The organism is Streptomyces sp. A 4/2 (genome assembly GCF_940670765.1).
Classification (GTDB): Bacteria; Actinomycetota; Actinomycetes; order Streptomycetales; family Streptomycetaceae; genus Streptomyces.
The window spans coordinates 23,884-49,204 of sequence record NZ_CALNVW010000054.1 but is presented as its reverse complement, the minus strand read 5'-3'; the positions used below and the strand labels follow the sequence as shown (position 1 = coordinate 49,204).

Annotated in this window: 20 protein-coding genes; 6 read left to right on the top strand and 14 right to left on the bottom strand. The window is 71.0% G+C overall.

Going from position 1 to position 25,321, the window contains the following annotated elements; translation table 11 throughout:
* Positions 1-171: 171 nt before the first annotated feature.
* Together NBY69_RS34585 and NBY69_RS34580 are read left to right on the top strand one after the other, a co-directional pair.
* A complete protein-coding gene (locus NBY69_RS34585; protein WP_250306129.1) occupies positions 172-699 on the top strand; it encodes a DinB family protein in 528 nt (175 codons plus the stop codon).
* Between the two features lie 134 nt (positions 700-833).
* Positions 834-1,052, top strand: coding sequence for a hypothetical protein (locus NBY69_RS34580; RefSeq protein WP_250306127.1), 219 nt, complete (start codon positions 834-836; stop codon positions 1,050-1,052).
* A 14-nt stretch (positions 1,053-1,066) separates the two neighbouring features.
* On the opposite strand, the gene alaS is transcribed toward NBY69_RS34580, so the two are convergent.
* The 6 genes from alaS to NBY69_RS34550 form a co-directional block, all read right to left on the bottom strand.
* On the bottom strand, positions 1,067-3,721 hold the full coding sequence (alaS, locus tag NBY69_RS34575) for an alanine--tRNA ligase (RefSeq protein ID WP_250306126.1): 2,655 nt from the start codon (positions 3,719-3,721) through the stop codon (positions 1,067-1,069).
* A gap of 227 nt (positions 3,722-3,948) precedes the next feature.
* The gene (locus tag NBY69_RS34570) at positions 3,949-4,617 is read right to left on the bottom strand and encodes an HAD family hydrolase (protein ID WP_250306125.1); all 669 of its coding nucleotides are present in this window, start codon (positions 4,615-4,617) and stop codon (positions 3,949-3,951) included.
* The gene (locus tag NBY69_RS34565; RefSeq protein ID WP_250306124.1) at positions 4,614-5,168 is read right to left on the bottom strand and encodes an orotate phosphoribosyltransferase; all 555 of its coding nucleotides are present in this window, start codon (positions 5,166-5,168) and stop codon (positions 4,614-4,616) included. Before NBY69_RS34565 ends, NBY69_RS34570 begins: the two co-directional genes overlap by 4 nt.
* A complete protein-coding gene (locus NBY69_RS34560; protein ID WP_250306123.1) occupies positions 5,165-5,767 on the bottom strand; it encodes an LOG family protein in 603 nt (200 codons plus the stop codon). The genes NBY69_RS34565 and NBY69_RS34560 overlap by 4 nt, the downstream gene beginning before the upstream one ends.
* Positions 5,764-6,675, bottom strand: a complete 912-nt coding sequence (locus tag NBY69_RS34555) for a hypothetical protein (RefSeq protein ID WP_250306121.1) — start codon at positions 6,673-6,675, stop codon at positions 5,764-5,766. The genes NBY69_RS34560 and NBY69_RS34555 overlap by 4 nt, the downstream gene beginning before the upstream one ends.
* 38 nt (positions 6,676-6,713) lie before the next feature.
* Complete coding sequence (locus NBY69_RS34550) at positions 6,714-7,556, bottom strand: aspartyl/asparaginyl beta-hydroxylase domain-containing protein (RefSeq protein WP_250306119.1); 843 nt, start codon at positions 7,554-7,556, stop codon at positions 6,714-6,716.
* Between the two features lie 528 nt (positions 7,557-8,084).
* On the opposite strand from NBY69_RS34550, the gene NBY69_RS34545 reads away from it, so the two are divergent.
* The 3 genes from NBY69_RS34545 to NBY69_RS34535 all read left to right on the top strand — a co-directional run bounded on the left by NBY69_RS34545 (position 8,085) and on the right by NBY69_RS34535 (position 11,628).
* Complete coding sequence (locus NBY69_RS34545; RefSeq protein ID WP_250306117.1) at positions 8,085-9,608, top strand: tetratricopeptide repeat protein; 1,524 nt, start codon at positions 8,085-8,087, stop codon at positions 9,606-9,608.
* Positions 9,609-10,080: 472 nt separating this feature from the next.
* Positions 10,081-10,641 carry a GNAT family N-acetyltransferase gene (locus tag NBY69_RS34540; protein WP_250306115.1) on the top strand — a complete coding sequence of 187 codons (561 nt, stop codon included), beginning with the start codon at positions 10,081-10,083 and terminating at the stop codon, positions 10,639-10,641.
* Between the two features lie 288 nt (positions 10,642-10,929).
* Complete coding sequence (locus tag NBY69_RS34535; RefSeq protein ID WP_250306114.1) at positions 10,930-11,628, top strand: restriction endonuclease; 699 nt, start codon at positions 10,930-10,932, stop codon at positions 11,626-11,628.
* A 120-nt stretch (positions 11,629-11,748) separates the two neighbouring features.
* On the opposite strand, the gene NBY69_RS34530 is transcribed toward NBY69_RS34535, so the two are convergent.
* Both NBY69_RS34530 and NBY69_RS34525 read right to left on the bottom strand, forming a co-directional pair.
* Positions 11,749-12,174, bottom strand: coding sequence for a DUF4267 domain-containing protein (locus NBY69_RS34530; protein ID WP_250306113.1), 426 nt, complete (start codon positions 12,172-12,174; stop codon positions 11,749-11,751).
* A gap of 300 nt (positions 12,175-12,474) precedes the next feature.
* Complete coding sequence (locus NBY69_RS34525) at positions 12,475-12,918, bottom strand: DUF1772 domain-containing protein (RefSeq protein WP_250306112.1); 444 nt, start codon at positions 12,916-12,918, stop codon at positions 12,475-12,477.
* A gap of 90 nt (positions 12,919-13,008) precedes the next feature.
* On the opposite strand from NBY69_RS34525, the gene NBY69_RS34520 reads away from it, so the two are divergent.
* Positions 13,009-13,587, top strand: a complete 579-nt coding sequence (locus NBY69_RS34520) for a TetR/AcrR family transcriptional regulator (RefSeq protein WP_250306111.1) — start codon at positions 13,009-13,011, stop codon at positions 13,585-13,587.
* 138 nt (positions 13,588-13,725) lie between these two features.
* Here NBY69_RS34520 and NBY69_RS34515 read toward each other — a convergent pair whose 3' ends face one another.
* The 6 genes from NBY69_RS34515 to NBY69_RS34490 form a co-directional block, all read right to left on the bottom strand.
* Positions 13,726-14,556 carry an alpha/beta fold hydrolase gene (locus NBY69_RS34515; RefSeq protein WP_250306110.1) on the bottom strand — a complete coding sequence of 277 codons (831 nt, stop codon included), beginning with the start codon at positions 14,554-14,556 and terminating at the stop codon, positions 13,726-13,728.
* Positions 14,557-14,561: 5 nt separating this feature from the next.
* Entirely contained in the window at positions 14,562-15,773 is a 1,212-nt protein-coding gene (locus NBY69_RS34510) for a cytochrome P450 (RefSeq protein WP_250306108.1), read from the bottom strand.
* A 90-nt stretch (positions 15,774-15,863) separates the two neighbouring features.
* Positions 15,864-16,634: a thioesterase II family protein gene (locus tag NBY69_RS34505; protein WP_250306131.1), complete on the bottom strand. Its 771-nt coding sequence runs from the start codon at positions 16,632-16,634 to the stop codon at positions 15,864-15,866.
* Between the two features lie 20 nt (positions 16,635-16,654).
* Positions 16,655-17,638: an LLM class flavin-dependent oxidoreductase gene (locus tag NBY69_RS34500; RefSeq protein ID WP_250306107.1), complete on the bottom strand. Its 984-nt coding sequence runs from the start codon at positions 17,636-17,638 to the stop codon at positions 16,655-16,657.
* A 140-nt stretch (positions 17,639-17,778) separates the two neighbouring features.
* Positions 17,779-19,389: a long-chain-fatty-acid--CoA ligase gene (locus NBY69_RS34495; RefSeq protein WP_250306106.1), complete on the bottom strand. Its 1,611-nt coding sequence runs from the start codon at positions 19,387-19,389 to the stop codon at positions 17,779-17,781.
* 32 nt (positions 19,390-19,421) lie between these two features.
* Complete coding sequence (locus tag NBY69_RS34490; RefSeq protein WP_250306105.1) at positions 19,422-25,313, bottom strand: type I polyketide synthase; 5,892 nt, start codon at positions 25,311-25,313, stop codon at positions 19,422-19,424.
* Positions 25,314-25,321 lie beyond the last annotated feature (8 nt).

Below are 25,321 nucleotides of genomic sequence, written 5' to 3'. Positions count from 1 at the left end.
AAGCGGCTGACGGTCAAGCACACGTGCCGGCAGGCCAGTTCGTCACGGGGATCCGCTCACCCGTGGATGGTGGGTGTGACCGAGTTTGTCGCTGATCGTGCGGCGCGACTTGGCCACCATCGACGCGTGTGTCCCTGGTGCTTCCGTGAGGTGGTCGGTCAGGGTAGGCGCATGACATGGACAGCGCCGCAGATCGAGCGGACTACGCGGATCGGTGATCTGGCCGTCGCACCTGAGCGTCAGATGCTGGAAGGCTGGCTGAACTGGCATCGCGAGACCTTGCTGGCCAAGTGCGAGGGGCTGGAGCCCGCCCAACTGGCGCGGACCACCGTGGAACCGTCGAGCCTCACCTTGCTGGGCCTCGTCCGTCACATGGCGGAGGTGGAGCGGACATGGTTCCGTCGGCGCTTCGCGGGTGAGGACGCCGGGAACGTCTTCACCGACCCGGGAGACGGTAATGAGGGCATTGAGGGAATCCACGAGGTCCACGCGGAACGGGACTTCGAGAGGTTCCGGGCCGAGGTCGCCTCGTGCGACGCCGCGGCAGCCGGACATGACCTCGACGAGACGTTCACGTCCGCGCGGGGCGCTGCCCTCAGCCTGCGCTGGCTCTACATGCAGATGATCCAGGAGTACGCCCGCCACAACGGACACGCCGACTTCCTGCGAGAGCGCACGGACGGAACAACGGGCGACTGAGCCGACGTTTCCAGCCGGTCCGTCGTGGCTTGTGCACCGGCTGGTGAACCAGTCTTCGCACGCAGGTTCCTGAACCCTCTGCGAACGCGGGCGCTATCTGGACAGATCAGATCTGGCAAGGAGGCGACACGCAGTTGTCCGGGTTCACTGAGCCGTTGCGGAAATGGGGGCTACCGGAGTTCAGAGACACCACCGTCACGTACGTCAACCAGATCGAGGTCCTGACTTTGCACAACGCCGAACTGGCGAAGGAACCCCTGGTCGAGCGGCTTCGGCGAGCAGGCGGAAGCCGGTCCTGCCTGCTCGCCGCCCAGACCCTCAGGGGCTGCGCCCACGCCGAGCGGAGTACGTGAGCGCGTAGCCTGCGTCAGTCGTTCAGCAGGCGTTCGGCTTCCTGGCCGGCGACAGCCAGGGCTTGTTCGAGGTGTTCGGGAGCGCGTCCGCCGGCGTTCGCGATCGGCCCTCGTCCCCCAGATCCCCCACCGACGATTCGTGCGGCACCGGTGAGGAGCTGACTGGCCTCGGTTCCACCTTGGTGCAGGGGGCCGGAGACGGCGGCCACCAGCAGGGCCTTCGCCCGGTGCTCGGTGGCCAGGATGACGATGGCCGCCTCGGTGCCGATGCGCGTGACGATATCGGCGGCCAGCGCGCGCATTTCGTCCGGGGCCAGGCCGGTGACGGGTCGGACGACGAGCCGGCCCCGCCCGGTAGGCCGGGCATGGTCGGCAAGGTCGGCCGCCTGACGGCCGAGCTCGGCCGTGCGCCGGCGGGCCAATTCGTTCTGGGCCGAGGCGAGCGCCTCCAGGCGCCTGCGCAGGATGTCGGGGGCATCGGCAGGCCGACTGCCGAGGAGGCCGGACAGTTCGGTCAGCAGGCGTCGTTCGGTGTCAAGGTGGGCGAGGGCGCCGTGCCCGGTGAGGGCTTCGACGCGGCGGAGGTTGGAGCCGACGGAGGACTCGGAGAGCAGGCGGAAGGTGCCGACCTGAGAGCCGTGGGCGACGTGGGTGCCGCCGCACAACTCGCGGGAGAAGTTGCCGATGTCGACGATGCGGACGGTGTCGCCGTACTTCTCGCCGAACAGTGCGATCGCCCCGGCGGCTTCGGCCTCGGCGCGGTCGGCGTGCCAGGCGTGTACGGCAGGATCGTCCAGGACGTGGCCGTTGACGGCCTGCTCGATCTCGCTCAGTTGGTCGGGGGTGAGTGCGGTGAAGTGCGCGAAGTCGAAGCGGAGCCGGTCGGGCTCGACCAGGGAGCCCTGCTGGCGGGCGTGGTCGCCAAGGGTGGCCATGACGGCGGCGTGCAGGATGTGGGTGGCGGAGTGCGAGCGCATCAGGCCCGCCCGGCGTACGGCATCGACTGCGGCCTCGCCGCGGGCGCCGATGCGCAGGTCGCCTTCGAGTACGCGAGCCGTGTGGACGCGGAAGCCCTCCAGGCCGTAGCGGGTGTCGGTGATCTGGAGCCGGGTTCCGTCGCTCAGGGTCAGGGTGCCGGTGTCGCCGACCTGTCCGCCGGCTTCGGCGTAGAACGGTGAGCGGTCCAGGACCAGTTCGACCTCGCTGCCCGCGTCGGCGGCAGTGACGACGGTGCCGCTGGAGATGAGGCCGGTGACGGTGGCCTCGGCGGTCAGGTGCTCATAGCCGAGAAATTCCGTACGTGGCAGGGCGGCGGACAGTTCGCGGTAGGTGTCCATTTTCTTGAGGGCGTCGGTGGTCCTGGCCTTGCCACCGGCCTTGGCGCGCTTCTTCTGCTCGTCCAGCAGGTTCGCGAAGCGGTCCTCGTCCACGGTCAGCCCGGCGTCGCGGGCGGCCTCGATGGTCAGCTCCACGGGGAAGCCGTAGGTGTCGGCGAGCTCGAAGGCCGTCTCGCCCGGCAGCGCGTCGGAGCCGCTGTGCTGAGTACGGCTGATCGCGGCGTCCAGCAGCCGGGTGCCCTGGGCCAAGGTGCGGGTGAAGGACTCTTCCTCCGCGGAGACGACCTGCTCGATCAGCGTGGCCTGCGCGGGCAGCTCCGGCCACACGTCACCGAGATTCCCGATGACGCTGGCGGTCGCGGTCGGCAGAACGGGCCCGTCGATGCCGAGCAGGCGGGCGTGACGGATGGCCCGGCGCATGAGGCGGCGCAGAACGTAGCCGCGGCCGTCCTTGGACGGTAGGACGCCGTCGGCGACGAGGTAGGCGATGGAGCGGGCATGCTCGGCGACGACCTGGAAGGACACCCTCTCCTCGCCCTCCGCGGGGCAGGCACGCCCGGCGAGGTCCTGCACGGTGTGGAGCGTGGGCAGCAGCAGGTCCGTGGTGCATACGTTCTGCGCGTCCTGGAGGATTGCGGCGAGCCGGTCCAGGCCCAGCCCGGTGTCCACGCCCTTGCGGGCGAGCTCGCCGAGGACGGGGAAGTTGCCCTTCTTGTCGCCCTCGCCGCGCTGGAACTGCATGAATACCAGGTTCCAGATCTCGACGTAGCGCTCGCCGTCGACGGCCGGGCCGCCCTCCTTACCGAAGGCGGGGCCGCGGTCGTAGTTGACCTCCGAGCACGGACCGCAGGGGCCGGGGACGCCCATGGACCAGTAGTTGTCCTCCACGCCGAGCCGCTGGATGCGGGAGGCGGGGACACCGATGCGGCGCCAGATGTGCTCGGCCTCGTCATCTTCCTCGTAGACGGTGATCCAGAGCTTCTCCTTCTCCAACTGGTAGCCCTGGGTGAGGAGTTCCCAGGCATAGGCGATGGCGTCTTCCTTGAAGTAGTCGCCGAAGGAGAAGTTGCCCATCATCTCGAAGAACGTCGCGTGACGGTTGGTGCGGCCGACGTTGTCGATGTCGGAAGTGCGGGCGCACTTCTGGATGCTGGTGGCGCGTGGGAAGGCGGGGGTGGTCTCGCCGAGGAAGTAGGGCTTGAACTGGTTCATCCCGGCGTTCGTGAGCAGCAGTGTGGGGTCGTCGGGGACCAGCGGGCTGGAGGGCACCGAGTGGTGGCCGCGGGAGGTGAAGAAGTCGGTGAACGTCTGGCGGATCTGCGTCGAGCGCATGGCGGCATGGCCTCACGGAAGAGTCACGGAAGGTGGTGGGGGATCACACGCCGAGCCGGGCCGAGAACGGGACTGAGGTAGTTCTCAGTTCTCCAGCTCGACGCAGATAGCTCGCGCCCCCAGGGGGTACACCGTGACTCCCGCTCCGTTGCTCACCAGTGGTGCAGCAGACCAACAGGGCACCGAGTGCCGGGTCTGCTGTACCACCGACTGTAGCGGGTCGCACATCAAGATCGCTTACGGTGGCCGGTCGGCTGCCCGGCGTCCGCCCACTTCAGGAGCGTGGGCACGAGCTGGCCAGGGTCGTTCAGTACGAGGTCGGCGCCCGCGTCGGCCAGCTGCTCGGGTGGGGTGAAGCCCCATCCGGCACCGATCGTGTGCACTCCGGCTGCCTGCCCGGCGAGGACGTCGGCGCGCATGTCGCCGATGAACACCGCTTGGTCGGGCGGCACGGCGAGCCGGTCCAACGCGAGGAATATCCCGTCGGGGGCCGGCTTGAGCGGGGCTTCGTCGCTGCAGATGATCACGTCCATCAGTGAGCGGATGTCGTCGCCGAGCAGCCAGGGCACCCGGCGCTGGGTGCGGGCAGTGACAATCCCGGTGGCCCAGCCGGCCGCCCGTAACTCGGTCAAAACCGGCACGACGTAGGGGAAGACCCGCGCGGTCAAGGTGGCCGTCGCCGTCGCAGCGTCCCAGCCCTCCTCGTCGAGGGGCTCAGTCACTCCGAGTGCGGCGAGGACATGGTCGCGTGGGGCGATCGCCACGTCGGTCGGCAGGTCGGCGATGGTGATGCGGCGGCCCAGGTGGAAGGTCGCGAATCCGGCGAGGGTGAGGCGGAAGGCATGGTGGCTGTCGGCGAGCACGCCGTCGAGGTCGAAGAGCGCGGCGCGTTTCATGCCTGCTCGCCTCCTTTCGCGGCCGGGAAATTGGCCTCGGTCAGCAGCGGGTGCAGGGTGAGGTGGTGCTCGGCCAGCAACACCTGGCCGCCCAGGGGTCGCTCCAGCACGCACAGCACGTCGGTGACCTTGGCCCCGGCAATCCGCAACCGGCGGGCCGCCGTCAACAGACTGGTCCCGGAACGGATCACATCGTCGACCAGTACGACACGCCGTCCCTGGATCTCGGTGCCCTCGAACTGGCGGAGCGAGCCGTACTCCTTGGGCCGCCGCCGGACGAAGGCGGCGGGCAACCCGGTGGCGGTGGACAGCGCCACGGTCAGCGGGATACCGCCGAGTTCGACTCCGGCCAGAACATCGGTGTCGGCAGGAAGGTGGCCGGCCATCGCGCGGGCTGTCTCGGTGAGCAGCTGCGGATCGCCGGCCAGGAGGTACTCGTCGAAGTACGAGGAGAGCCGTCGCCCATCGCTCAGTGCGAACGGGCCGTTGACCAGCGCGGTGGCGGCGATCCGGTCGGCGAGGGACACCGGGTTGGGAGCAGCGGTCGTCATGACGTGCCCCCCTTCGGTCCTGCTGTCACGGCCGGCAGCGCGGCGGCGAGCGCTGCGATGTCGGTGGCCTCGGTGATAAAGCCCAGCTGCCGGGTCGGGGAGGCGAAGAGCCACTTCTCCCGGCGCAGGAAGTCCAGCAGCCGCAGCGCGGTCGGCCCGGCGATGAGGACGGGTAGCGGGCGGATGTTGCCCGCGTAGTACAGGGCCGCGGTCAGCTCGTGCAGGGTGCCCACCCCGCCGCCCATCGCGACCACCAGGTCGGCCTGGTCGAAGTAGTGGTTCAGGCGATCGCCGAGGGAGGCCAGGTGCACGGCCTCGGTGACGTAGGGGTTGAAGCCGCCCCACTCCTCGCACTTGGCGGCCAGCGTGACCGCGCAGATCCGCCCGCCCTTCGTCGCAGCGCCGTGGGCGGCGGCTTCCATCAGCCCGTTGTAGCCGCCGTGCACCAGCGTGAACCCGGACGCGGCGAGCAGGATGCCGATCTGCTCGGCCATGTGCTTCTCAGCGGCGGAGGCGGGCATCACCCCGCCGAAGAACACCGCCCTCTTGTCCCGGTGCTCGCTCGTGCTGGTGGAGGGACGTACTTCGGCCATGGTCATGCCAGCTCCCGGTAGGTGCGGTAGGCGGTGATCGCATCGGACAGGCCGTCCATTGCGTGCGGGCAGGCCCGCTCGACCAGGGTGAACACGCGGTCCAGGGCCCTCTCGACGTCGGCGGCGGAGGGCACGGCCGGGGAGGCGACGGCCGCGTCGAGGTCCGCGAGGCAGGCCCGGCCGATCGGGGTGAGCGCGATCTCCTCCCGCAGCTGGTACCAGCCCCAGAACCGCGAGGTCGGGGCAAGGGCGGCCTTGAGGAGGTCCTTGGTCGCGGTGTGCATCAGGTGCCACTCGGCGTACGCGACGAACCGCTGTCCGCGCTGGATCCGCTTGTGCAGGAGCACTGCGAGCACCAGGTGCTCGATCAGCAACTCGGTGCACGTCTTCGCTCGCGCGGCCCGTTCGGCCACGAAGGCCGCCGCCCGCCGCCACTCATCATCCGTGGGGGGCACGGGTGCGCGGTCGAGGACGGCGACGCAGGTCACCTGACGGCGCAGGACCGGGATCGCGGAGGCGGGGGCGAGGTAGAGGTCGACCTGCTGCAGCTTGCCGTCGTACGGGATCAGGAACACGAACCCCAGTCCGCCGAGGTCGGTGACGATGCTGTCGGGCCAGCCCGGCAGCAGGGCCCCGGCCGCCACGGTCATCAGATCGTTGAGGCCGGTGGCGAAGGCCGGCAGCGCGGCGTCCTTGACGCCGACCACGAAGTCGACGTCCGAGAGTCGGTCGGCGGTGCCCGAGGCGAGCGAGCCACGCACCAGCAGGTGCGTGAGGGCCGGCGAAGGAGACAGGGCCCTGGCGATCCGCGTCACCAGCGGCATCTGCGCGGGACGGTTGGCCTCGACGAGCGCAGCCAGCTGAAACTCGGCCGCGACCGCGGGAGCGGCGGGGGCAAGCGTGGTAAGCGACATGCGAATTTTCCTTCCGTCGCGAGAGGTGGGTGCGAGGGTCAGGACTCGGCGAGCGCGAGGAGGGTGGTCTTGGCCCGGCTCCAGCGGGCGGCGGCCTCGGCGTCACCGAGCGCGGTGTGCAGCTCGGCGATCAGGTCATACGTGGTGCCCTCGGGCAGGGTGAAGCAGTAGAACAGCCGCAACAGCAGCTGTTCGGCCGCGCCGGTGTAGCCGAGCTCCGCCAGCAGCCGGGCATCGGCGAGCTTGGCGGCAAGCAGCGCCCGCGAGGCCGCAGGGAGGGGCTTGGCCGCCGACGGATTCAGCTGGGCCCGCTGGGCCAGGAGTCGGTAGGCGTCGTCCGCGTACACGTCGGCAATCAGGTGGATACGGTCCGGTCCGAGCAGATTGCACACCCCGTGCGCGTAGGTCGGGGTGAGCCGCCAGATCCACCCTCCGGTCATGTGGACCTTCGTTCCGCCGGTGACCAGGAACGCGGAGGAGTTGGTGTGCAACGGGATGTGAAGGCGGTGGCGTTCGATCTGGTCGAGTTCGTCGTAGTCGCGGTGCTCCCACAAGAACGCGTTCGCCTCCAGCCGGGCCAGGCGCACCCACATGTATGACAGGCCGAGCTCAGCGAGCAGTTCAGCGGTGGCCGGCATGGATTCCAGCAGGGCGGTGGGACGGGCGGTGCAGTCGCCGATGCGTACGTCCGCCGCGTTGCCGGAGGCGTTCATCAGCGAGGTGGTCCACCAGCCGCCGGACTGGTATGCACCGTATTCGGCCGTCCACTGGGCGGGTACGGTCAGTGCTTCGTGCCGGAGGCGTTCGATGCGCAGCAGGTCCAGGCGATCCAACTGGGCGATCTGCCCGGCCTGCGCCGGAATCGATCGGGTGTCGACCATTATGTTCTCCCAACTCCCGCCCTGAGGACGGGGTGAGCGGTCTTCGGTAAGGCGTGGAAGGCGCGACGCGTCCGGCTGGTGCCCACGGGCGTGGAGACGGATCGGCTGTGGGTCCGTCGGCCGGACGCGGCGCCTGTCCAACAGCCTGGTCCGGCGCCGTTCGTCGAGGTAGTGAGAGTTTCCCGCCCGCCACGGGCGGTACCGCCTCCCACCACGGGCGGTCAAATCGCCTGCGGGGTTTGAGGTTTGGGGAGGATCTCGGGAAGGCAAGCCCTCACAGATGCCGTGCCGCGAACCCCACTCGCTGTTCGCGCGCGACCCAGCGGGGAGCCGACGATGACCGCCACTACAGGCCCACCCAACCGGCCGGTACACGACGCCGCCTGTGGACGGCGGATACGCGAACGCATGCTCGGCCAGAGCGGCGTTGCCGAAGCCACCGCGCCGCCTCCTGCGCTGATCGAGGCCATCGCCACACAGATCGGAGAACACTGCGGACACCGGCCTTTGAAATGCCGGCGCCTCGCCATGACTTGGACCGTCGTCCGGGCTGTCGCCCAGCTCCACGACCTCGTCGCCACCCAGCAGCTGAGGCCCGTCGGTGTCACCGAACGCTCATGGAAGGACTGGGAGGCCGGCGTCCTGCCGATCGCCGAGACCCAGGACCTCCTGTGCCGTCTGTTCGCGACCAGCCCGATGGCACTGGGCTTCGCCCACGACTACTCCCCGATCGCCCAGGTCGGCCCACCGCCCGCGCTTCGCACGGACAACGAGATGCCCGGATCCCGGCAGGGGCAGTGGCGGATCACGGCCGATCCTCCCGGCGAGTCCGCGATAAGCGGCTTCGGGCCGAATCGCTCCTCTGTGATCATCCTTGGGCACGATCAGGTTCCGTTCGAGTATGGGGTGCCGCAGACCTGCCGATTCTCCACACCGGGGGAACTGCCGGACGGCGGGCCGCAATTCGTTGTCGACCACCCCGGCGGTATGCCATGGGCCGATAGCGTGGCCTCGGTCATCCGGTTAGGAGAGTTCGACGTGCAACGCCGGCAGTTCCTCGCGGCCTCCAGCGGCGCGGCCCTCAGCGCGCTCTCCCTGCCCGACCCCGACAGCATCACCCGCCGCACAGCGGCTGCGGACTCCGGTACCGCCGCTGTGAACGTCGGCCGAGGCGAGGTCGCGGCCGTACGGCACATGACCACCACACTCGGCGACGCAGCCGCCGAACTCGGCGGCGGCCACGCCCGCCACCTGGCCGTCCGCTACCTCACCGAGGATGTCCGGCCCTGGCTGGAGGGCACTTTCACCCAGGCCACCGGCCGCGACCTCTTCGCCGCGGTCGCCCAGCTCATCCACCTCGCCGGCTGGATGGCGCAGGACGAAGGCAACCAGGGCATGGCCCAGGAGTACTTCAAGGAGTCGTACCAGATCGCCCGGGAGGCCGGGCACGCCGAGCTGGCCGCGACCGCGCTGCGCGGACTCGCCGTACAGTGCGTCGACCTCGGCTACCGGGCGGCCGGTGTGCGCATCTCCGAGGAATGCGTCCGCCTCTCCCATGGCCTCGACGAACCACGGGCCATCGCGTACTACAACGCCACCCTGGCCAATGCCGCAGCCACCGACGGCGACCGCCGCACTGCCACCAAGGCACTGGCCGCGTCCCAGATCGCGATCGAATTAGCGCCCAAGACACCGGGTGAATCGTGGGCCGCCCACTATTCACCCGGCCGGTGGGCCCATGAATCCGGCATGATCCTCGCCCGGCTCGGCGACCTCGGTGCGGCTGAGGAACATCTCCATTACGCACTTGACGTGCACGGGGTCGACCGCAAGCGAACGCGCGCGATGGTTCTCGCCGACCTCGGTCAAGTGCGACTCCGCCGCGACGACGTCGACGGCGCACTCACCGCGTGGAACGAGTTCCTCGACTGCACCGTCGGCATCCGTTCCATGAAGGTCCACGACGCCCTGCACGATATGCGTGCCCGCCTCGACCGCTTCCACGGGGTGTGCGGTGTCGTCGAACTCAAGGAACGCGCTGACACGCTGTAGCCGAGACACCGTGACCGCCCCGTGCAAGGAACCCGCTCTTCGTGAGTGATCCGGCCGCACGACGGCCACGCGTTCATCGAGCTCACGCAGCATCCGCATGACGGTCGGCGGGGAGGAGGCCGGCCCGCCCGGGTCTGCGAGCCCTGACCGGGCATGATCGGGGACGACGCAGAACCGGCCCGCCAGTGGCGGGCCGGTGTCCTGTGCGGAGAGGGCAGGATTCGAACCTGCGCAGGCTTTCGCCCGACTGAAGCGTGCTCCGGTCCCCGATAAACCACTCCGGGCACCTCTCCCTGTCCTGGGGGGACGATCCGGTTTCCCGTGCCGTTCCCTTCCGACATCCATAAGCATGCCCCCACCCCCTGACACCCCACTGACGAGCGGCTGACGGTCAAGCACACGTGCCGGCGGGGGCCGGGTATGCCGCGGATATTCGCTGGTCACACCGGCTGCCGGTCGCGAAGATCTCGGCATGCATATCTTCCTGGAGACCGATCGGCTGGTGCTGCGCGCGTTCACCCAGGCCGACGTGGACCCGCTGTTCGCGCTGGACAACGACCCCGACGTCATGCGCTTCATCAACGGCGGTCGGCCGACGAGCCACGAGGCGACCCGGGCACGGACCCTGCCCGGACTCCTGCACGACCACCCGTGTACCGGGACCCGTGGCTACTGGGCGGCCGAGGAGAGGGGGACCGGGGCCTTCCTGGGCTGGTTCGAATTCCGGCCCCTGGACGACCACAGCCCCGCCGTGGTCGAACTCGGCTACCGGCTGCACAAGGCCGCCTGGGGCAATGGTTACGCCACGGAGGGGTCACGGGCCCTGATCCACAAGGGATTCACGGATCTCGGAGTGGAGCGGGTGACCGCGAACACCATGGCGGTCAACGCGGGATCCCGGCGGGTGATGGAGAAGTCGGGCCTGTCGTTCGTCCGGAACTTCACCGGGGACTGGCCCGAGGCGATCGAGGGCTCCGAGCACGGTGAGGTCGAGTACGAACTCACCCGGGCCGCGTGGAAGCAACGCCCGTAGGCGCGAGTGGTGCGGTGGGAAGTCCAGGCGCCTCATCACCGTAGACGGCACCACTGTCAGCCAACGTCCAAGTTCGTTCCTCTACTGACCAGTTGGCGATGGTGCGGCTGGATTCAGCTGCTTCTTTCCGGCCGGTGATCCACATTGCCTGACGCGCTGTCAGCGGACGGTGCCACGATGGAGGGTCACCAGCAGAGCGTGTCGAGGGGGAGACCGGGTGCCGTGGACCAAGCCGTACAGCCGGGCGGACGGAACGCAGCGGTTCCCCTTCCACGGTGGTGAGAGGTGATGGCACGACGTTCGCCTGCACGACGGCCCAGGAAACGGCGCCCGAGCAAGCGTCAGCGGCGGGAGCGCGGCCAGCTGATCCTGATCGGTCTGGCGGTCGCCGGCGTCGTGGGCTTCACCCTGGTGTCGGCGCTGGTCTCCTGGCTGTCGGCGAATCCGTGGGTGCTGATCGCGCTGGGGGCCGGTGCGGTGGCTGCCGTCACCGTGTGGGCACACCGCCGTAGGCAAGCACTGCTGTGGGAGCGGACACGGCAGCAGGGCCTGCGCTACGGGCTGGGGCAGCTGGATGCTCTGCACCACCGGGACTTCGAGTACGCGGTACGTGACCTGATGCGCCGCGACGGTTGCGACGACGCCCGGCAGATCGGCGGCGCCGGGGACAACGGGGCGGACGTGCTGGCCACCGACCCCCTGGGGCGCACCTGGGTCATCCAGTGCAAGCACCGCAAGGCCGGCGACAAGGGCTCGGCGGTCGGTACACCGGACCTTCAGCGGGTCAACGGCTGCGCGCGGCAGCTCTACGGCGCCGACGTCGTCCTGGTGGTCACCAACGGGCGGTTCTCCGCGCGCTGCGCGCCCCTGGCCGCGCAGTTGCACATGCACCTGGCCGACCGGCGCACGCTCGCCGCCTGGGCCGGCTCCGGGCAGCCGTTGTGGGAGCTGCTGGCGAAGGTTCCCCGGCCCCGTAGGAGCCGCTAGCAGTCTCATGGACGCCCCTCTCGAAGGGCGAGACCACCGAGGTCGTCCGAGCAAGGCCCGAGCTTTCTGGAGGCGCCGGCGGCGGTCGGCTTCCTCCGGGGTGAGCGGATCGGGCGAGCGTCAGGCGGGCTGCGGGGCGGGTGTTGCCGGAACGACCGCGGCCTCGCGGGTCTCGCGCATGATCAGCAGGCCGTTGACCACCATCAGTGTCGCGGTCAGGCCGTGGACGCCGAGCGCGGTGGCCACGGAGCCGTGGTGGGCCAGCACGGTGGTCATGTCGCCGTACGCGGCGAGGGCCTCCACCAGCAGCACCCAGCCCAGCGCCCGGCGGTGGCCCGTCATCAGCAGGATGCCCAGGACCAGGGCCAGGACGACATCGCGGATTCCCTTGATGATCAGGAAGCCGCCGCCGTCGCCGGACGGCCAGATCGGCAGGCCGAAGCTCGGCGCCGTCGTCTCCGGGCTCAGGATGAACTCCGTCCCGAACCAGAGGATGAAGAGGATGAAGGCGGTGGCCAGGACGGTGTTGACGTTCTTCAGCGACATTGTTCTTCCCTTGCGATTCTTCGTCGGCCTGGTGAGTTTCGTGGAGCTTGCTGAGCCGTGCGGGGCCTGATCAGGCCCCGCACGGACGCGGCTGATCGCGGGGCGTGGTTCGTCGGGATCGCAGTGGTGGGATCTGACCGGCAGCTGCACCCCCGGATGCCGGAAGCACTCCCGGATGCCGGGATTTCGGCGGCTGAGGGCAGCGTTGAGTTGCCGCCCGGGGGAGCGGGGCTCGTGCGCCACCGACGCGCCACCGACGCGGAGTCGGCCGCGGAGTCGGCCGCGAGGTCGGCCGCGAGGTCAGACGAGGGCGGCGACCAGCAGGGCGAAGGCGGCGATGATGACGGCGACGCGGAGGTAGTGGAAGCGGTTCCAGCGGTTCATCTGCTGCTTCCAGTCGGCGGGCCGGTTGTCAGGGGTCCACGTCTTGTTCCGGTTGTTGATCGGGACGAGCAGCAGGATCGACATGACCACGCTGAGGAGCAGCAGCGCGCCGGCGGTGACGACGAGGCCGGTGCCGTGGTGCCGTCCGGCGACGGCCCAGACCGCGACGAGGACGAGCGAGCCGATGTACCAGAACGGCATGACGGCGCCGAGCATCCGGCCCCCGTGGGCGTGGCCGAGCTGGCCGCTGTCCTCCGGGAGGGCGTTGAAAATCGGGTTCATGACGAAGGCGACGGAGAACTCCACCCCCACCATCACGCCGACGACCACGGTGGTGACGACCTCAAGTGCGTCGAGCATGACGACCCCTCTGGAATATAGCGCCGCTAGGTGATGAGGCAACGCTAGCGCTACCGCCGCTCACTTGTCTAGCGGTGCTAGGATCGAGTCATGTCGGTTCAGGAACGCAAGCAGCGCGAACGGGCGGAGCGCGAGCGCCTCATCGTGGCGACAGCCCGCGAACTCGCCGAGCAGCAGGGCTGGGACGCGGTCACCACCCGCCGGCTCGCCGAGCGCATCGAATACAGCCAGCCCGTCCTCTACAGCCACTTCCGCGGCAAACGGGAGATCATCGGCGCCGTCGCCCTAGAAGGCGCGGCCGAGTTGGCCGCGGCGGTGCGCACCGCGGCTTCCGTCGCGGACGGCCCGCGCGCCCGGGTCGCCGCCCTCGCCCGCGCCTACCTCGGCTTCGCCGAACGCAACCCTGCGGTCTACGACGCCATATTCCAGCTCGACGGCGGCCTGGCGTTCGCGCACGAGGACACCCCGGCGCCTCTCAAGGACGCCTTCGCCGCGCTGCTGGAGAGCCTCGGCGAGGTCGCCGGGGACGGCGTCCACCCCGGGCTGTTCACCGAGACGTTCTGGGCGGCCCTCCACGGGCTGGCCACCCTGACCCGGGCCGGACGGCTGCCGCCGGAGGACACCGAGCCGAGGGTGGAGCTCCTGGTGGACCGGCTCGCCATGGTCTGAACACACCGTCCCGGCGGGCACGCAGCCGGGGCCCCGGCCCCCGCCGCTGCCCGCCTGCGGCATCGCTTCCGGTCACTCGTACCCGCACCGCGCAGCCGGAGACCGCCGGGGCCCCACGCACCCGGACCCCGGACGGTCTCACGCCCCCGCGAACGCCAGCAGCTCCTCGTTCAGCCGGTCCGCGTGTGTCGCGAACAGGCCGTGCGCGGCGCCCTCGTACACGACGAGACGGCTCCCGGAAATCAGCGGCGCGGTCTTCCGCGCGCACAGCTCGAAGGGCGCCCCCATGTCCCCGTCCCCGTGCACGATCAGCGTCGGCAGGTCCACGCCGCGCACGTCCTCGCGCAGGTCTTCCGTGAACAGGGTGCGGTAGACCTCCACCGAGGCGCGCGGCGAACTGTCCAGTGCGGTCTGCGCCAGCCAGTGGGCCAGCTCGGACGAGATCGGCAGGTCCTGCGGATCGGCCCCGGGGCCGCCGAAGAAGGGACCCGTCAGCTCCGCGACGAAGCGGGCCCGGTCCCTCGTCATGCCGTCGGCGATCTGCTCGAAGACGGCCAGGTCCAGGCCGTCCGGGTTGTCCGGTGCCCGCATCAGATACGGCGTGGTGGAGCTGACCAGCGCCAGGCGGGCGACACGTCCCGAACCGTGCCGGGACAGATAGCGCACCGCCTCTCCGCCGCCCATCGCATACCCGACGAGCGTGATCTCGCGCAGTCCCAAGTGGTCGATGAGGCCGGCGAGATCGTCCGCGAGGGTGTCGTAGTCGTAGCCCTCCCACGGCCGGTCCGAGCGGCCGAAGCCGCGCCGGTCGTAGGTGATGCAGCGCAGGCCGCGCTGCGCCAGACGGGGCGCCTGGAACTCCCACATGCGGGAGTTCATCATCGCCGTACCGAGGAACACCACCGGACGGCCGGTTCCCCAGTCGTTGTAGAAGAGCTGAGTGCCGTCCTTGACGGTGAGGAAGGGCATGAGGCCTACCAGGTGACGGGGAGCGCGGTCAGTCCGTAGAAGACCGTGTTCCGGCGGAAGGGAATGCTGTCCCGGTCGCAGCCCAGACGCAGCGTCGGGAAGCGCCTGAACAGCTCCTTGAGGGCGAGTTCGAGTTCGAGGCGGGCCAGCGGGGCGCCCAGGCAGTAGTGCGCCCCGAAGCCCCACTGCATGTGGTCGCTGCTGTCGCGGTGCACATCGATGCGCCCGGCATCGGGGAAGACGGCCGTGTCGTGGTTGCCGGCCGGGATGGAGATCACCACGGCATCGCCCGCGGCCATGGAGACGCCGCCCAGCTCCAGGTCCTCCATGACCAGCCGGACGATCGCGTCCTGCGAGATCGACCAGAAGCGCACCGACTCCTCGACGTACTGGGGCAGCAGCTTGGCGTCGTCGCGGAACACCTCGGTGCGCAGTTCGTCGTCGAGGAGCAGGCTGAGCGTGCTCAGGGCGATCTGGTTGGTGGTCGTCTCATGGCCGGCGACCAGCACCAGCCGGGCGATGCCCACCAGTTCGTCCAGGGTGATGGCGCCGCTCGCCAGGTGCTTGGAGGCCAGCCGGCTCATCAGGTCGTCCGCGGGACGGGCCGCCTTCTCCTCGGCGAGGCCGGTCAGGAAAGCGGTCATCTCCTGGTAGGCGGCGTAGGACTGCTCGAAGTCGTCCTGCGCCAAGGTACGCCGGGTGACATCGACGAAGAAGTGGTTGTGCTCTGCGGGCACGCCCAGGAGCCGGGCGATGACCAGGGTCGGCAGCCGGCTGGAGAAGGCCTCGCACAGGTCGGTGGGCTTCTCCTCCGTGGCCTCCAGGCCGTCGAGCAGGTCGTCGATGAGCTGCCTGATGTCCGGCTCCAGGCGCCGTGAGCGGCGCGCGGTGAAGTCCGAAGTGATCAGCGAGCGCAGCTTGTTGTGCTCCGGGTCGTCCATCCGCAGGAACGAGCTCGCCCGCTCGCCCGGCGGGATCTGGATCCGTACCGGTGCGCCCGGCAAGGTCTCGTCCGCGCTCAACCGCGGATCCGCCAGGGCCTGTTTCACATCGGCGTGCCGGGTCACGAGCCAGGCGAGCCGGGAGTCCACGGCCCCGGCCGGCAGACGTACCGCGCGGGGCGGCACGTCCGAGCCGGCGCCCAGCTGCGGGGGAGGGGACATGGGGCAGGTGCGCGGGAAGGGCCAGTCGGCAACGTCGGTCGCGTCGCTGAGCATGCGGTTGCTCCTCAGATCGATGGGGGGTGCAAACGGTGCATCGGGCGCTGGCTGTCGTCATCGGTACGGGCGGGTCCGGAGCGCAGAGGCTCAGCGGGTAAGGGCCGCCGCGAAGCGCTGCAGGTGGCGGGTGAAGTCCGTGGTCACCGCCCGCGCGTGGTTGTCGATGTAGAAGTGGCCGCCGGGGAACTCGTTGTGCCCCAGGTACTGCGGGCTGCGGTCGACCCAGTGGGTCATCGCGTCCGCGTCCTCCTGCAACGGGTCGGCGTTGCCGCCGTAGGACGCCAGCGGGCAGGAGACCGTCGCGCCATCGTCGGTGTACTGGGCGGAGACCCGCAGGTCGGCGCGGAGCGCCGGGACCACCAGGGCGAGCATCTCCGGGTTGTCGTAGACCTCGGCGGGGAAGGAGCCCAACTTCTTGATCCACTCCAGCATCTCGGCGTCCGGCATCCGGCTCTGTTCCTCGGTCGGCTGGTAGAAGCCGATCGGTGACCAGCCGGACATGCCGATCGCCAGCGGCCTCCGCTCCCCTTCCTGTTCGAGCCGGACCGCCACCCGGAAGGCCAGCTGCGCGCCGAGGCAGTGGCCGAAGAACGCGAACGGCCGGTCGTCGTCCAGCTCGTCGAGCACCGCCTCGTACAGGGCGTCCACCAGCGGGTCCCAGTCCGCGAAGGTCTCTTCCTCACGCCGGTTGTGCCGTCCGGGCAGCGTCACGGCCTGAGCGGTGACGTCCGACGGCAGCAGGCTCGGCCAGTCCCGGTAGATGATGGCGCCGCTGCCCGCGTGCGGCAGCAGGAACAGCCGTATCCGCGCGTCGGGATCCGGCTCGACGGGGTGGAACCAGTGCCCGGCCGTGGACATGTTCTGACCGATGGTGTCACTCACTGGATCTCCTTCAGACGGGGCAGTACGACGTCGGCGATCTGCTTCAACTGCGGCTCGGGGTCCAGGGATCCGATCCGTACGATCAGGTGGCGGGCCCCCGCGCGGACGTACGCGGCGAGCGCGTCGGCGCACTCCTCGGCGCTGCCCCAGGCGTAGGCCTGCACCGTCGCCATCTGTTCCAGGGTTCGCCCGTAGTAGTGCGTGATGTAGTGGTCGAGCTCGGCACGTGCGCGCGCCGGGTCCTCGTTGACCGTGATGGTGGCGTACATGGCCGGAGTGACCGCGTCGGCGGGGCGGCCCGCCTCGGCGGTGAGTTCCGTGATGCGGCGCCAGGCCGCCCCGTAGCTCTCCGCACTGGGCAGGAACGGGAGCCAGCCGTCGTACTTCCGGGCCACCCGTTCCAGCACCCGGGGGGTGTCACTGCCCGCGAGCCACAGCGGCGGACCGCCCGGCCGCTGCGGGGCGGGCAGCCGGTCGAGTCCCTCGGCCTGCCAGTGCGTCCCGGTGAAGTCCGTCGGGGCACCGGGCTCACCGGATTTCCAGGCGGTGCGCCACAGCGAGACGATCTCGTCGAGACGGCCCGCGCGGCCCTTGAACGAGGCGCCGACAGCGGCGAATTCCTCCTCGGTCTCCGGCATCGGGAAGCCCGAGCCGAGGCCGAGCACCAGCCGAGAGCCGCAGACGTGGTCCAGGCTCGCGGCCAGGTGCGCGCCGGTGAGTGGATGCCGGAGCGCCGGGGTGAGTGCGGCGGTGCCGAGGGTGACCCGGCTGGTGACCGCGCCCGCCGCGGACAGCACGACCAGCGGGTCGAGGCGCGGCCGGGCGATCAGGGAGTCGCCCGCCCACAGCGAGTCGAAGCCGAGCTGCTCGGCCTGCCGGGCGAAATCGAGCAGCGGCGCTGCGGCGTAGGTGCCGTTGATGGCCTGCTCCCGGGTCGGCAGCAGCATGCCGACGGACGGGGGGCCGTGGAAGGTGCCCATGGTCGGACTCCGTTCGGGATGTTCTGGATCGGGATCGGGTCTCGTGGTGTTCCGAGTCGTGGCCGGTCGGGGGCCGGTGCGGTCGGGGGCCGGTCAGGCCGGTGGCAGACCGGTCGAACTCCTCGGGCCGGTCCGGCCGGTCAGGCCGGGGTCCGCTGGGCCTCGCCGAGCTGTTCCCGGACCATGCGGCGCAGGATCTTGCCGGACGGGTTGCGGGGGAGGGTGTCGAGGACGTGGTAGGCGAGGGGGATCTTGTAGTCGGCGACCCGTCCGCGCAGGAACAGCAGCAGTTCGCGCGGCTTCGCCCTGGCGCCCGCCCGCAGCACCACCGCGGCATGCACCGCTTCGCCCCAGCGGGCGTCGGGGACGCCGACCACCGCGACGTCCGCGACCGCGGGGTGCTCGCTGAGCTGCTTCTCCACCTCGGCCGGGTAGATGTTCTGGCCGGCCACGATGATCGTGTCGTTGATCCGGTCGCACAGGAACAGATAGCCCTGCTCGTCCAGGTAGCCCGCGTCGCCCATGTGCAGCCAGCCGTCCACCAGGGTCTGCGCGGTGGCCTCGGGCCGGTTCCAGTAGCCGATCATGTGGGCCGGGGTACGGACGCAGACCTGGCCGATCTCGCCCGGGGGCAGCCGGTTGCCGTCGCGGTCGATCACCTTGATCTCGTTGCCGGGGCAGGGCTTCCCCGCGGCCTGCAGCAGCCGGCTGCCCGGCCGGTGGTCCGACGGGGGCAGACAGGCCGCGACGCTGCCCGCCTCGGTGCTCGCGTAGATCTGGGCGAGCTGACAGCCGAACACCTCCAGGCTGCGCAGCAGCAGTGACTCGGAGATCGGCGCCGCGCCGTAGGCGATCTTGCGCAGGGAGGCGAAGGCCTTCGGCCCGGCGTTCTGCTCGTCCAGCATCATCTGCAGCATCGCGGGCGCCACGAACGTGATGGTGACCCCGTACTCCTCGATCAGCCGGACCGCTTCCTGCGCCACGTACATCGGCATCACCACATTGGTGGCGCCCACGCAGAACCCGTACAGGAACCAGCCGATGCCCGCGATGCCGAAGCCCGGCAGCGAGATCAGGCTGACGTCGTCCTCGCGCCAGTCGATCCAGTCGTCCGGGTCGGCGCCGGTGGTGCGCACCGCCGCGGGCAGCGTGAAGAACGTCCGGTGCGCGAGGACCACGCCCTTGGGCAGACCGGTGGTGCCGCTCGTGTAGATCTGCAGGACCGCGTCGTCGGGGCCGGTGCCCGGGTCCAGGTCGTCCGGTGACTCCTGCGCGTACCAGGCGCACAGCCCCGCCCCGCGCTCCCGGGTGCGGCCCGTCGTGCCGTCGTCCGCCGGGCCGTCCAGGCGGATCACGGTGTGCAGCGCGGGAGTCGCCGAGCCGGCCGCTGCGGCGTCGGCCGTTGCCTTGAACTCGTCCTCCAGGAAGAGGAGTTCGGCACCCGAGTCGCGCAGTATGTGCGTCACCTCGCCCGGGGTCAGGCGCCAGTTCACCGGCACGATCACCGCGCCCGCCTTGGCGCAGGCCAGGATGGTCACGTAGTAGTGCTCCGACTCGCGGCCCAGGTAGGCCACCCGGCTGCCGCGCCCGATGCCCGCGGCGCGCAGGGCGTGCGCCGCCCGGTTGCTGTCCTGGTGCAGCCGCGCGTGGCTGGTGCGGCGGCCCTCGCAGATGATCGCCGGGTGGTCCGGGCGCAGCGCCGCGTTGCGTGCGGACGCCTGGGCCAGGGTCCAGCGGGGGTCGTGGTTCATGCCGTCTTCTCCGGTGGTCGGTACGCCTGGCGTCATTCCGCGTCCTGGACGAGCTGGGTGTCGAGGAACTCGGTGAGCTTGCGCGCCGAGGGGTGGTCGAAGGTCAGTGAGGCGGGCAGCGTCAGGCCGAAGTCCGCTTCCAGCTCGGACTTGACGTCCATGCCCATCACCGAGTCCAGGCCGAGGGTGATGAAGTCGGCCCCGGGATCGAGTTCGTCGACCGAGCCGAACTGCAGGACTGCGGCGACCCGTTCGGCGACGGTCCGGCCGATCAGCTTCAGCCGCTCGGGCTCGGGCCGGGTCAGCAGGTCGGCCAGGTCGACCCGCGAGCCGCCGGCGGTGACCGCCTCCCGGGCGTCGGCGACCCGCTCGTACAGGGCGTTGGTGAGCGGCAGCTGTCCCACGAACGCGGGCCAGTCGAAGCGGCTCACCACCCGCTGCGCCACCGGGGCCGACCAGAGCCGGTGCAGGGTGCGCAGCGCCCAGGAGGGCGAGAAGAAGCGGACACCGCTGCGTTCGATCTCCCGGATGTACGCGGCCTCCAGGCGGGCCGACATGCCGACCCGTGCCCAGGAGCCCCAGTTCACGGCCAGGCCCGGGAGGCCCTGGTGCCTGCGCCAGTCGGCCAGGCCGTCCAGGAAGGAGCTCGCCGCCGCGTAGTGCGCCTGCGTCGCGCCGCCCACCACGGAGGCGATGGACGTGTACACGGTGAAGAAGTCCAGCTCGGGGAAGGACGCGGAGGCCTCGTGCAGCAGCCAGCCGCCGTACACCTTGGGCGCCAGCTGCTCGTCGATGGCCTCCCAGGTCAGCTCGGCGATGAGGCTCTTGCCGATCGCGCCCGCCGCGTGGACGATGCCGCCCACCGGGTGCGCCGTGGCGTGCAGTTCGTCCACCAGGCGCCGTACGTCCTGCTCGCTGCCCATGTCGGCCTTGAGCAGGGACACCTCGGCCCGCTCCGACAGCTCCGCGAGGATGTCGGCCGCCTCGTCGGTGGCCCGGCCGCTGCGGCTGACCAGGGCCAGGTGCCGGGCCCCGAGGTCCACCAGCTTCCGGGCGGTCACCAGTCCGAGGCCGCCGAGGCCGCCGGTGATCACATAGGTGCGGTCGTCCCTGACGGTCGGTGCCGTCCGGCTCTCGGCGTCCGGCTGTCCGGCGCCCGGCTGTCCGGCGTCGAGCGCGACGACCACGGGGTGCGGGCTCCGTGTCAGCGCGCGCAGCGCTTCGTCCACCTCGTCGATGCTGTACGTGTCGGAGCTGTACGTACCGGGGTCGGCCGTCGCCGGGCCGGCCGCGGCGAGGGCCGCCGCCCGTGCCGGGAGCGCGCCGTCCGGGCGTACCGTCACGGCGGCCGACGGCGCCACCAGGGTCGAGGCGAGCGGCCCGTGGTGGCGGACCGTCACCTCGGTGCCGGGGGAGAGCGTGGCGTCCGGTCCCACTGCCGTGACGGTGCCCGCGTACGCCGTGGCGGTCAGGGCCGCGCCCGTCGCCTCCCCGGCGGTGGCCGGTTCGTCCTCGGCGGCGGGTACGTCCCGCTGCGTCAGTGCCGCAGCCGCCACCCGTATCCGGACCTCGTCGCCCTGCGGCGCGTCCTCCCGTACGGGCAGCACGGTGGGCGCGGCCGGAGCGCCGGACAGCGGCGCGCGCACCTCGAACGGGCCCTGCCAGGACGGTGTGCCGTCCGCGGCCAGCAGCCTGCGGACGTGCCGCCGCCCCGCGCGGTACGCGATCTGGTGCTCGTCGGGCTCCGGGGCCAGCCACTCGGCGAGCAGGGCGGTGCTCGCGTGCCCGGCGTCGCCCTCCACGTCGACCAGGGTGGCCGACAGGTGCGGGTACTCGTTGAGCAGGACGTGCCCGAATCCCCACAGGGTGCCGGCCGCCGGCTGCTCGTCGCCGTCCGCCCGGTCGCCGGGAAGCCATTGGGCGCGCTCGGTGACCAGCCACACGCGCGGCGCGTGCCGGGGGTCGCGGGCGTTCGCCGCGGCCACCACGTCGAGCAGGTCGACGAGGTTCTCCCGGCACTCGGCGCGCAGCCGCTCGTACGACATCGCTCCGTCCAGCGGTCGCCAGAACCAGGCGACATCGGTCACCGACCCGTGCTCTTCGAGCGCCGAGCGCAGCGCCGCCGCGTCCGCCACCGGCGACACCCGGACCCCCTGTCCGGCGCCGCGCTCGGTGAGCGCGGCGAGCAGGGCGGGCGGCACGGTGTCCGCGCCCGGGATCACGACGTGCCGCTCCTGGGTCTGTACGGGCGTGGGCAGGGCGCGGCGCAGCCAGGCCAGCCGGTGGGTGAAGTGCGGGCCACCGCCGGGGCCCGCCGCCCGGACCAGTTCGGCGCCCAGCAGCTCGGCGACCGGGTCGTCGCCCTCCAGGAGCAGCAGGTCGGCGCGGCGGCCGGGTCCGTCGGGGCGTACCCGGGCGATGAAGCGGAACCGCTCGCCGCGCGGCTTCTTGAACAGTCCTACGCTCTGCGCGCCGCGCAGGACGAACACCGGGCCCTCGTCGTCCAGTGCGACGGCCGCCTGCAGCGCGCTCTCCAGGAGGGCCGCGGGCAGGTGCTCCACCGCAGCCGCGTCCCGGCCCGTCAGTTCGCCGCTGACCACGCCGTCGGCGTGCCGGGCGACGTGCAGGATGCGCTCGGACCCGTCGGTGGAGCTCCCGTCGGTGAAGCCCCGGTCGACGGCGGCGAGGTCGGTGGCGGTGTCCGTGGCGTCGGCCCGGTCGAGGACCGCGCCGGGCGTGGCCGCGAGCGCCAGCAGCCCGGGGTCGGCGTCCGCTCCGGGGGCGATGCGGGCGGCCACGAAGGTGCGCTCCTCGCCGTCTTCGCCCTCGCTCTCGCTCTCGCTCTCGCCCTCGACCGTGCCGGTCACCTCGACGTCCGCGGTGCCCTTGGCGACCGTACGCAGCCGGGTCGTCAGACGCACCACGCCCTCGCCGGTCAGCGGCAGCGGCTGGGCCAGCCGCAGCGTCTCGATCCTGGCGCGGGTGTGCCCGAACTCGGCGTCCTGCAGGGCGAGCAGCAGGTCGATCCAGGCCGCGGAGGGCAGCACCGGCTCCTTGCGCTCGCGGTGCAGGGCGATGTCGCCGAGCTCGGCCGGGGTGAAGTCGGCGGTGAACTCCGTGGTGAAGCCGGTGGATTCGGCGGATTCGGTGGAGGCCGCGCCGGAGTCCGGGAGCGCGTCCGGGGCGGTCCGCTGTCCGAGCAGCGGGTGGTGCGCCGGTCCCTCGCCGGAGCGGCGCGCGCGCTTCGTGCTCACCGGCAGCCAGTACGGCTTGCGCTGGAACGCGTAGGTGGGCAGCTGTTCCTTGGGCAGGGTGTGGCCCGCGTGGTAGCCGGTCCAGTCGACGGTCATCCCGGCGGCGTAGAAGTCGGCGAGGGCGCGCAGCGTCGCGGTGCCGCTCTCGTCCTGGCGGCGCAGGCTCGCCAGCCACAGGTGGTCGCCCGTGTTCACACAGCGCTTGCCGAGGGCGGTGAGCATGGCGGACGGGCCCAGCTCCACGAAGGCGTGCCGGCCGCGCTTGACCACCGCCCGCATCCCCGCCATGAATTGCACCGGCTCACCGATGTGCCGCACCCAGTACTCGGCCTTGCCGATGTCCCGGATGCGCGCGACCTTGCCGGTGACGTTCGAGATCAGCGAGATGGACGGCTCGCGGAAGGTGACCGACTCCAGCGCGGTGCGGAACTCGTCGAACACCTCCGCCATCAGCGGCGAGTGGAAGGCGTGCGAGACCTCCAGCGGCTGCACCCGCAGCCCGGTCCCGCTCAGCTGGGCGCTCACCGCCGCGAGCGCCTCGCTCGCGCCGGAGATCACGCAGTTCTCGGGGCCGTTGACCGCGGCGAGGGCCAGGTCCGGGTGGTCCGCGAGCAGCGGCAGCACCTGCTCCGCCGGGGCGCTGACGGAGGCCATGCCGCCGTCGGTCCGTACGGACTGCATCAGCCGGGCGCGGGCGGCGACCAGGGTCACCGCGTCGGGCAGCGAGAACAGCCCGGCCACCGCGGCGGCCACCACCTCGCCGATGCTGTGCCCGATCAGGACGTTGGGCGTGGCCCCCCACGACAGCCACAGCTGGGCGAGCGCGTACTCCAGGGTGAACAGCGCGGGCTGGGTGTACTGCGTCTGGTGGATCGCCTCGGGATCCTCGCCGGTGCCCAGCAGCAGGTCCCGTACGGAGCGGCCCAGATGGGGCTCGAAGAGCCGGTCGCACTCGTCCACGGCCGCGCGGAAGAGCGGGAAGCGCGCGTACGGGGCGGCTCCCATTCCCGGGTACTGGGCGCCCTGCCCGGTGAACATGAAGGCGACCTTGCGGATGCCCGAGGGCTCGACCGTCCTCTCCGGCTGCCGCGCCGCGTCCAGGACCTTCAGCAGCTGCTCGCGGTCGGCGACGGGCGCGGCGACGCGGTGCGAGAGGTGGGCGCGGCCCACGTTGGCCGTGTAGCTCAGCCGGGCCACATCCGCGTCGGGGTGCCCGTCGACGAACTGCCGGTACTGCTCGGCCTGTTCGCGCAGGGCCGTGCTGCTCTTCGCGGAGAGGGTGAACAGCGGGGCGGCGTCCGAGGAGCCGTCGGCCGGGTCCTCGGACCCGGTGCGGTCGGGAGCCTGCTCCAGGACGACCGCGCCGATGGTGCCCGCGAAGCCGAAGCTGTTCACCACGGCGCGGCGCACCGGCGCCTTCCACGGCTCGCACGCGGTCGGCACCCGGACCGGGTAGACCTCCCACGGGATGCGCTCGGAGGGCTGCGAGAAGTTCAGATGCGGGTAGATGGTCGCCGAGCGGAGCTGCAGCAGGGCCTTGATGACGCCGACCAGACCCGAGGCCGGTTCCATGTGGCCGAGGTTCGTCTTCACCGAGCCGACGAGCAGCGGATCGTCCTTGGTGTGGGAATCGGCGAACACGTTGCTGATGGCGCCCAGCTCGATCGGGTCGCCCAGCGGGGTGCCGGTGCCGTGCGCCTCCACGTACTGGATGTCGCCCGGGGCCAGTCCGGCGTCGGCCAGGGCCAGGCCGAGCACCCGCTCCTGCGCGGGGCCGTTGGGCACGGTGAGGCCCGCGCTGTCGCCGTCCTGGCCGACCGCCGTGCCGCGGATCACCGCCAGGACGTTGTCGCCGTCGCGGGTGGCGTCGGCCAGCCTCTTGAGCACGATGACGCCGCAGCCCTCGGCGCGCGCGTAGCCGTCCGCGGACTCGTCGAAGGTCTTGCACTGTCCGTCGGTCGCCAGCATCTGGGCGTTGGAGAACATCACCGGGATGCGCGGGTTGTGCAGCAGGTTGACGCCGCCGCCGAGCGCGATGTCGCACTCCCCGCGGCGCAGCGCGGTGACCGCCATGTGCAGCGCGGCCAGCGACGACGAGCAGGCGGTGTCGACGCTGATGCTCGGCCCGCGCCAGCCCAGGAAGTAGGAGATGCGCCCCGAGAGGGGGAAGAGGGTGATGCCGGACGCCAGGTGACCGTCGAGTTCCTCGTACGGCAGCGAGTCCAGCTCCAGGGCGTAGTCCACGGAGCTGGCGCCCACGTAGACGCCGCCGTTGCCGCGCCGCAGCGGTGTCGGGTCGACGTTGGCGTGCTCCAGGGCCTGCCAGGCGGTCTCCAGGAGCATGCGCTGCTGCGGGTCGATGTACTGGGCTTCCTTGGGCGAGATGTTGAAGAAGCCCGCGTCGAACAGGTCGATCCGGTCCAGGTAGCCACCGGCCGTGGCCCGTATCTTGCCCTTGTCGTCGGGGCCCGAGGGAGTGAACGCGGCGACGTCCCAGCGGTCCTCGGGCAGTGGCCCGATGCCGGAACTCCCGGTGCGGAGGAACTCCTCGAACTCGTCGAGGGAGGTGGCTCCGCCCGGGAAGCGCAGGCCCACACCGATGATCGCGATCGGACCGTGCGTCTCTTCACGCGGGCTCTCGGCAGTGGCATGGCGGTTGTCGCGAGACATGTCCGCGG

Excerpts from the sequence above, each read along its gene's own strand:
- NBY69_RS34585 (WP_250306129.1), top strand. The coding sequence starts at position 172 with ATGACATGGACAGCGCCGCAGATCGAGCGGACTACGCGGATCGGTGAT.
- alaS (WP_250306126.1), bottom strand. The coding sequence starts at position 3,721 with ATGCGCTCGACGCAGATCCGCCAGACGTTCACCGACTTCTTCACCTCC.
- NBY69_RS34570 (WP_250306125.1), bottom strand. The coding sequence starts at position 4,617 with ATGAAACGCGCCGCGCTCTTCGACCTCGACGGCGTGCTCGCCGACAGC.
- NBY69_RS34565 (WP_250306124.1), bottom strand. The coding sequence starts at position 5,168 with ATGACGACCGCTGCTCCCAACCCGGTGTCCCTCGCCGACCGGATCGCC.
- NBY69_RS34560 (WP_250306123.1), bottom strand. The coding sequence starts at position 5,767 with ATGACCATGGCCGAAGTACGTCCCTCCACCAGCACGAGCGAGCACCGG.
- NBY69_RS34555 (WP_250306121.1), bottom strand. The coding sequence starts at position 6,675 with ATGTCGCTTACCACGCTTGCCCCCGCCGCTCCCGCGGTCGCGGCCGAG.
- NBY69_RS34550 (WP_250306119.1), bottom strand. The coding sequence starts at position 7,556 with ATGGTCGACACCCGATCGATTCCGGCGCAGGCCGGGCAGATCGCCCAG.
- NBY69_RS34545 (WP_250306117.1), top strand. The coding sequence starts at position 8,085 with ATGACTTGGACCGTCGTCCGGGCTGTCGCCCAGCTCCACGACCTCGTC.
- NBY69_RS34540 (WP_250306115.1), top strand. The coding sequence starts at position 10,081 with ATGCATATCTTCCTGGAGACCGATCGGCTGGTGCTGCGCGCGTTCACC.
- NBY69_RS34535 (WP_250306114.1), top strand. The coding sequence starts at position 10,930 with ATGGCACGACGTTCGCCTGCACGACGGCCCAGGAAACGGCGCCCGAGC.
- NBY69_RS34530 (WP_250306113.1), bottom strand. The coding sequence starts at position 12,174 with ATGTCGCTGAAGAACGTCAACACCGTCCTGGCCACCGCCTTCATCCTC.
- NBY69_RS34525 (WP_250306112.1), bottom strand. The coding sequence starts at position 12,918 with ATGCTCGACGCACTTGAGGTCGTCACCACCGTGGTCGTCGGCGTGATG.
- NBY69_RS34520 (WP_250306111.1), top strand. The coding sequence starts at position 13,009 with ATGTCGGTTCAGGAACGCAAGCAGCGCGAACGGGCGGAGCGCGAGCGC.
- NBY69_RS34515 (WP_250306110.1), bottom strand. The coding sequence starts at position 14,556 with ATGCCCTTCCTCACCGTCAAGGACGGCACTCAGCTCTTCTACAACGAC.
- NBY69_RS34510 (WP_250306108.1), bottom strand. The coding sequence starts at position 15,773 with ATGCTCAGCGACGCGACCGACGTTGCCGACTGGCCCTTCCCGCGCACC.
- NBY69_RS34505 (WP_250306131.1), bottom strand. The coding sequence starts at position 16,634 with ATGTCCACGGCCGGGCACTGGTTCCACCCCGTCGAGCCGGATCCCGAC.
- NBY69_RS34500 (WP_250306107.1), bottom strand. The coding sequence starts at position 17,638 with ATGGGCACCTTCCACGGCCCCCCGTCCGTCGGCATGCTGCTGCCGACC.
- NBY69_RS34495 (WP_250306106.1), bottom strand. The coding sequence starts at position 19,389 with ATGAACCACGACCCCCGCTGGACCCTGGCCCAGGCGTCCGCACGCAAC.
- NBY69_RS34490 (WP_250306105.1), bottom strand. The coding sequence starts at position 25,313 with ATGTCTCGCGACAACCGCCATGCCACTGCCGAGAGCCCGCGTGAAGAG.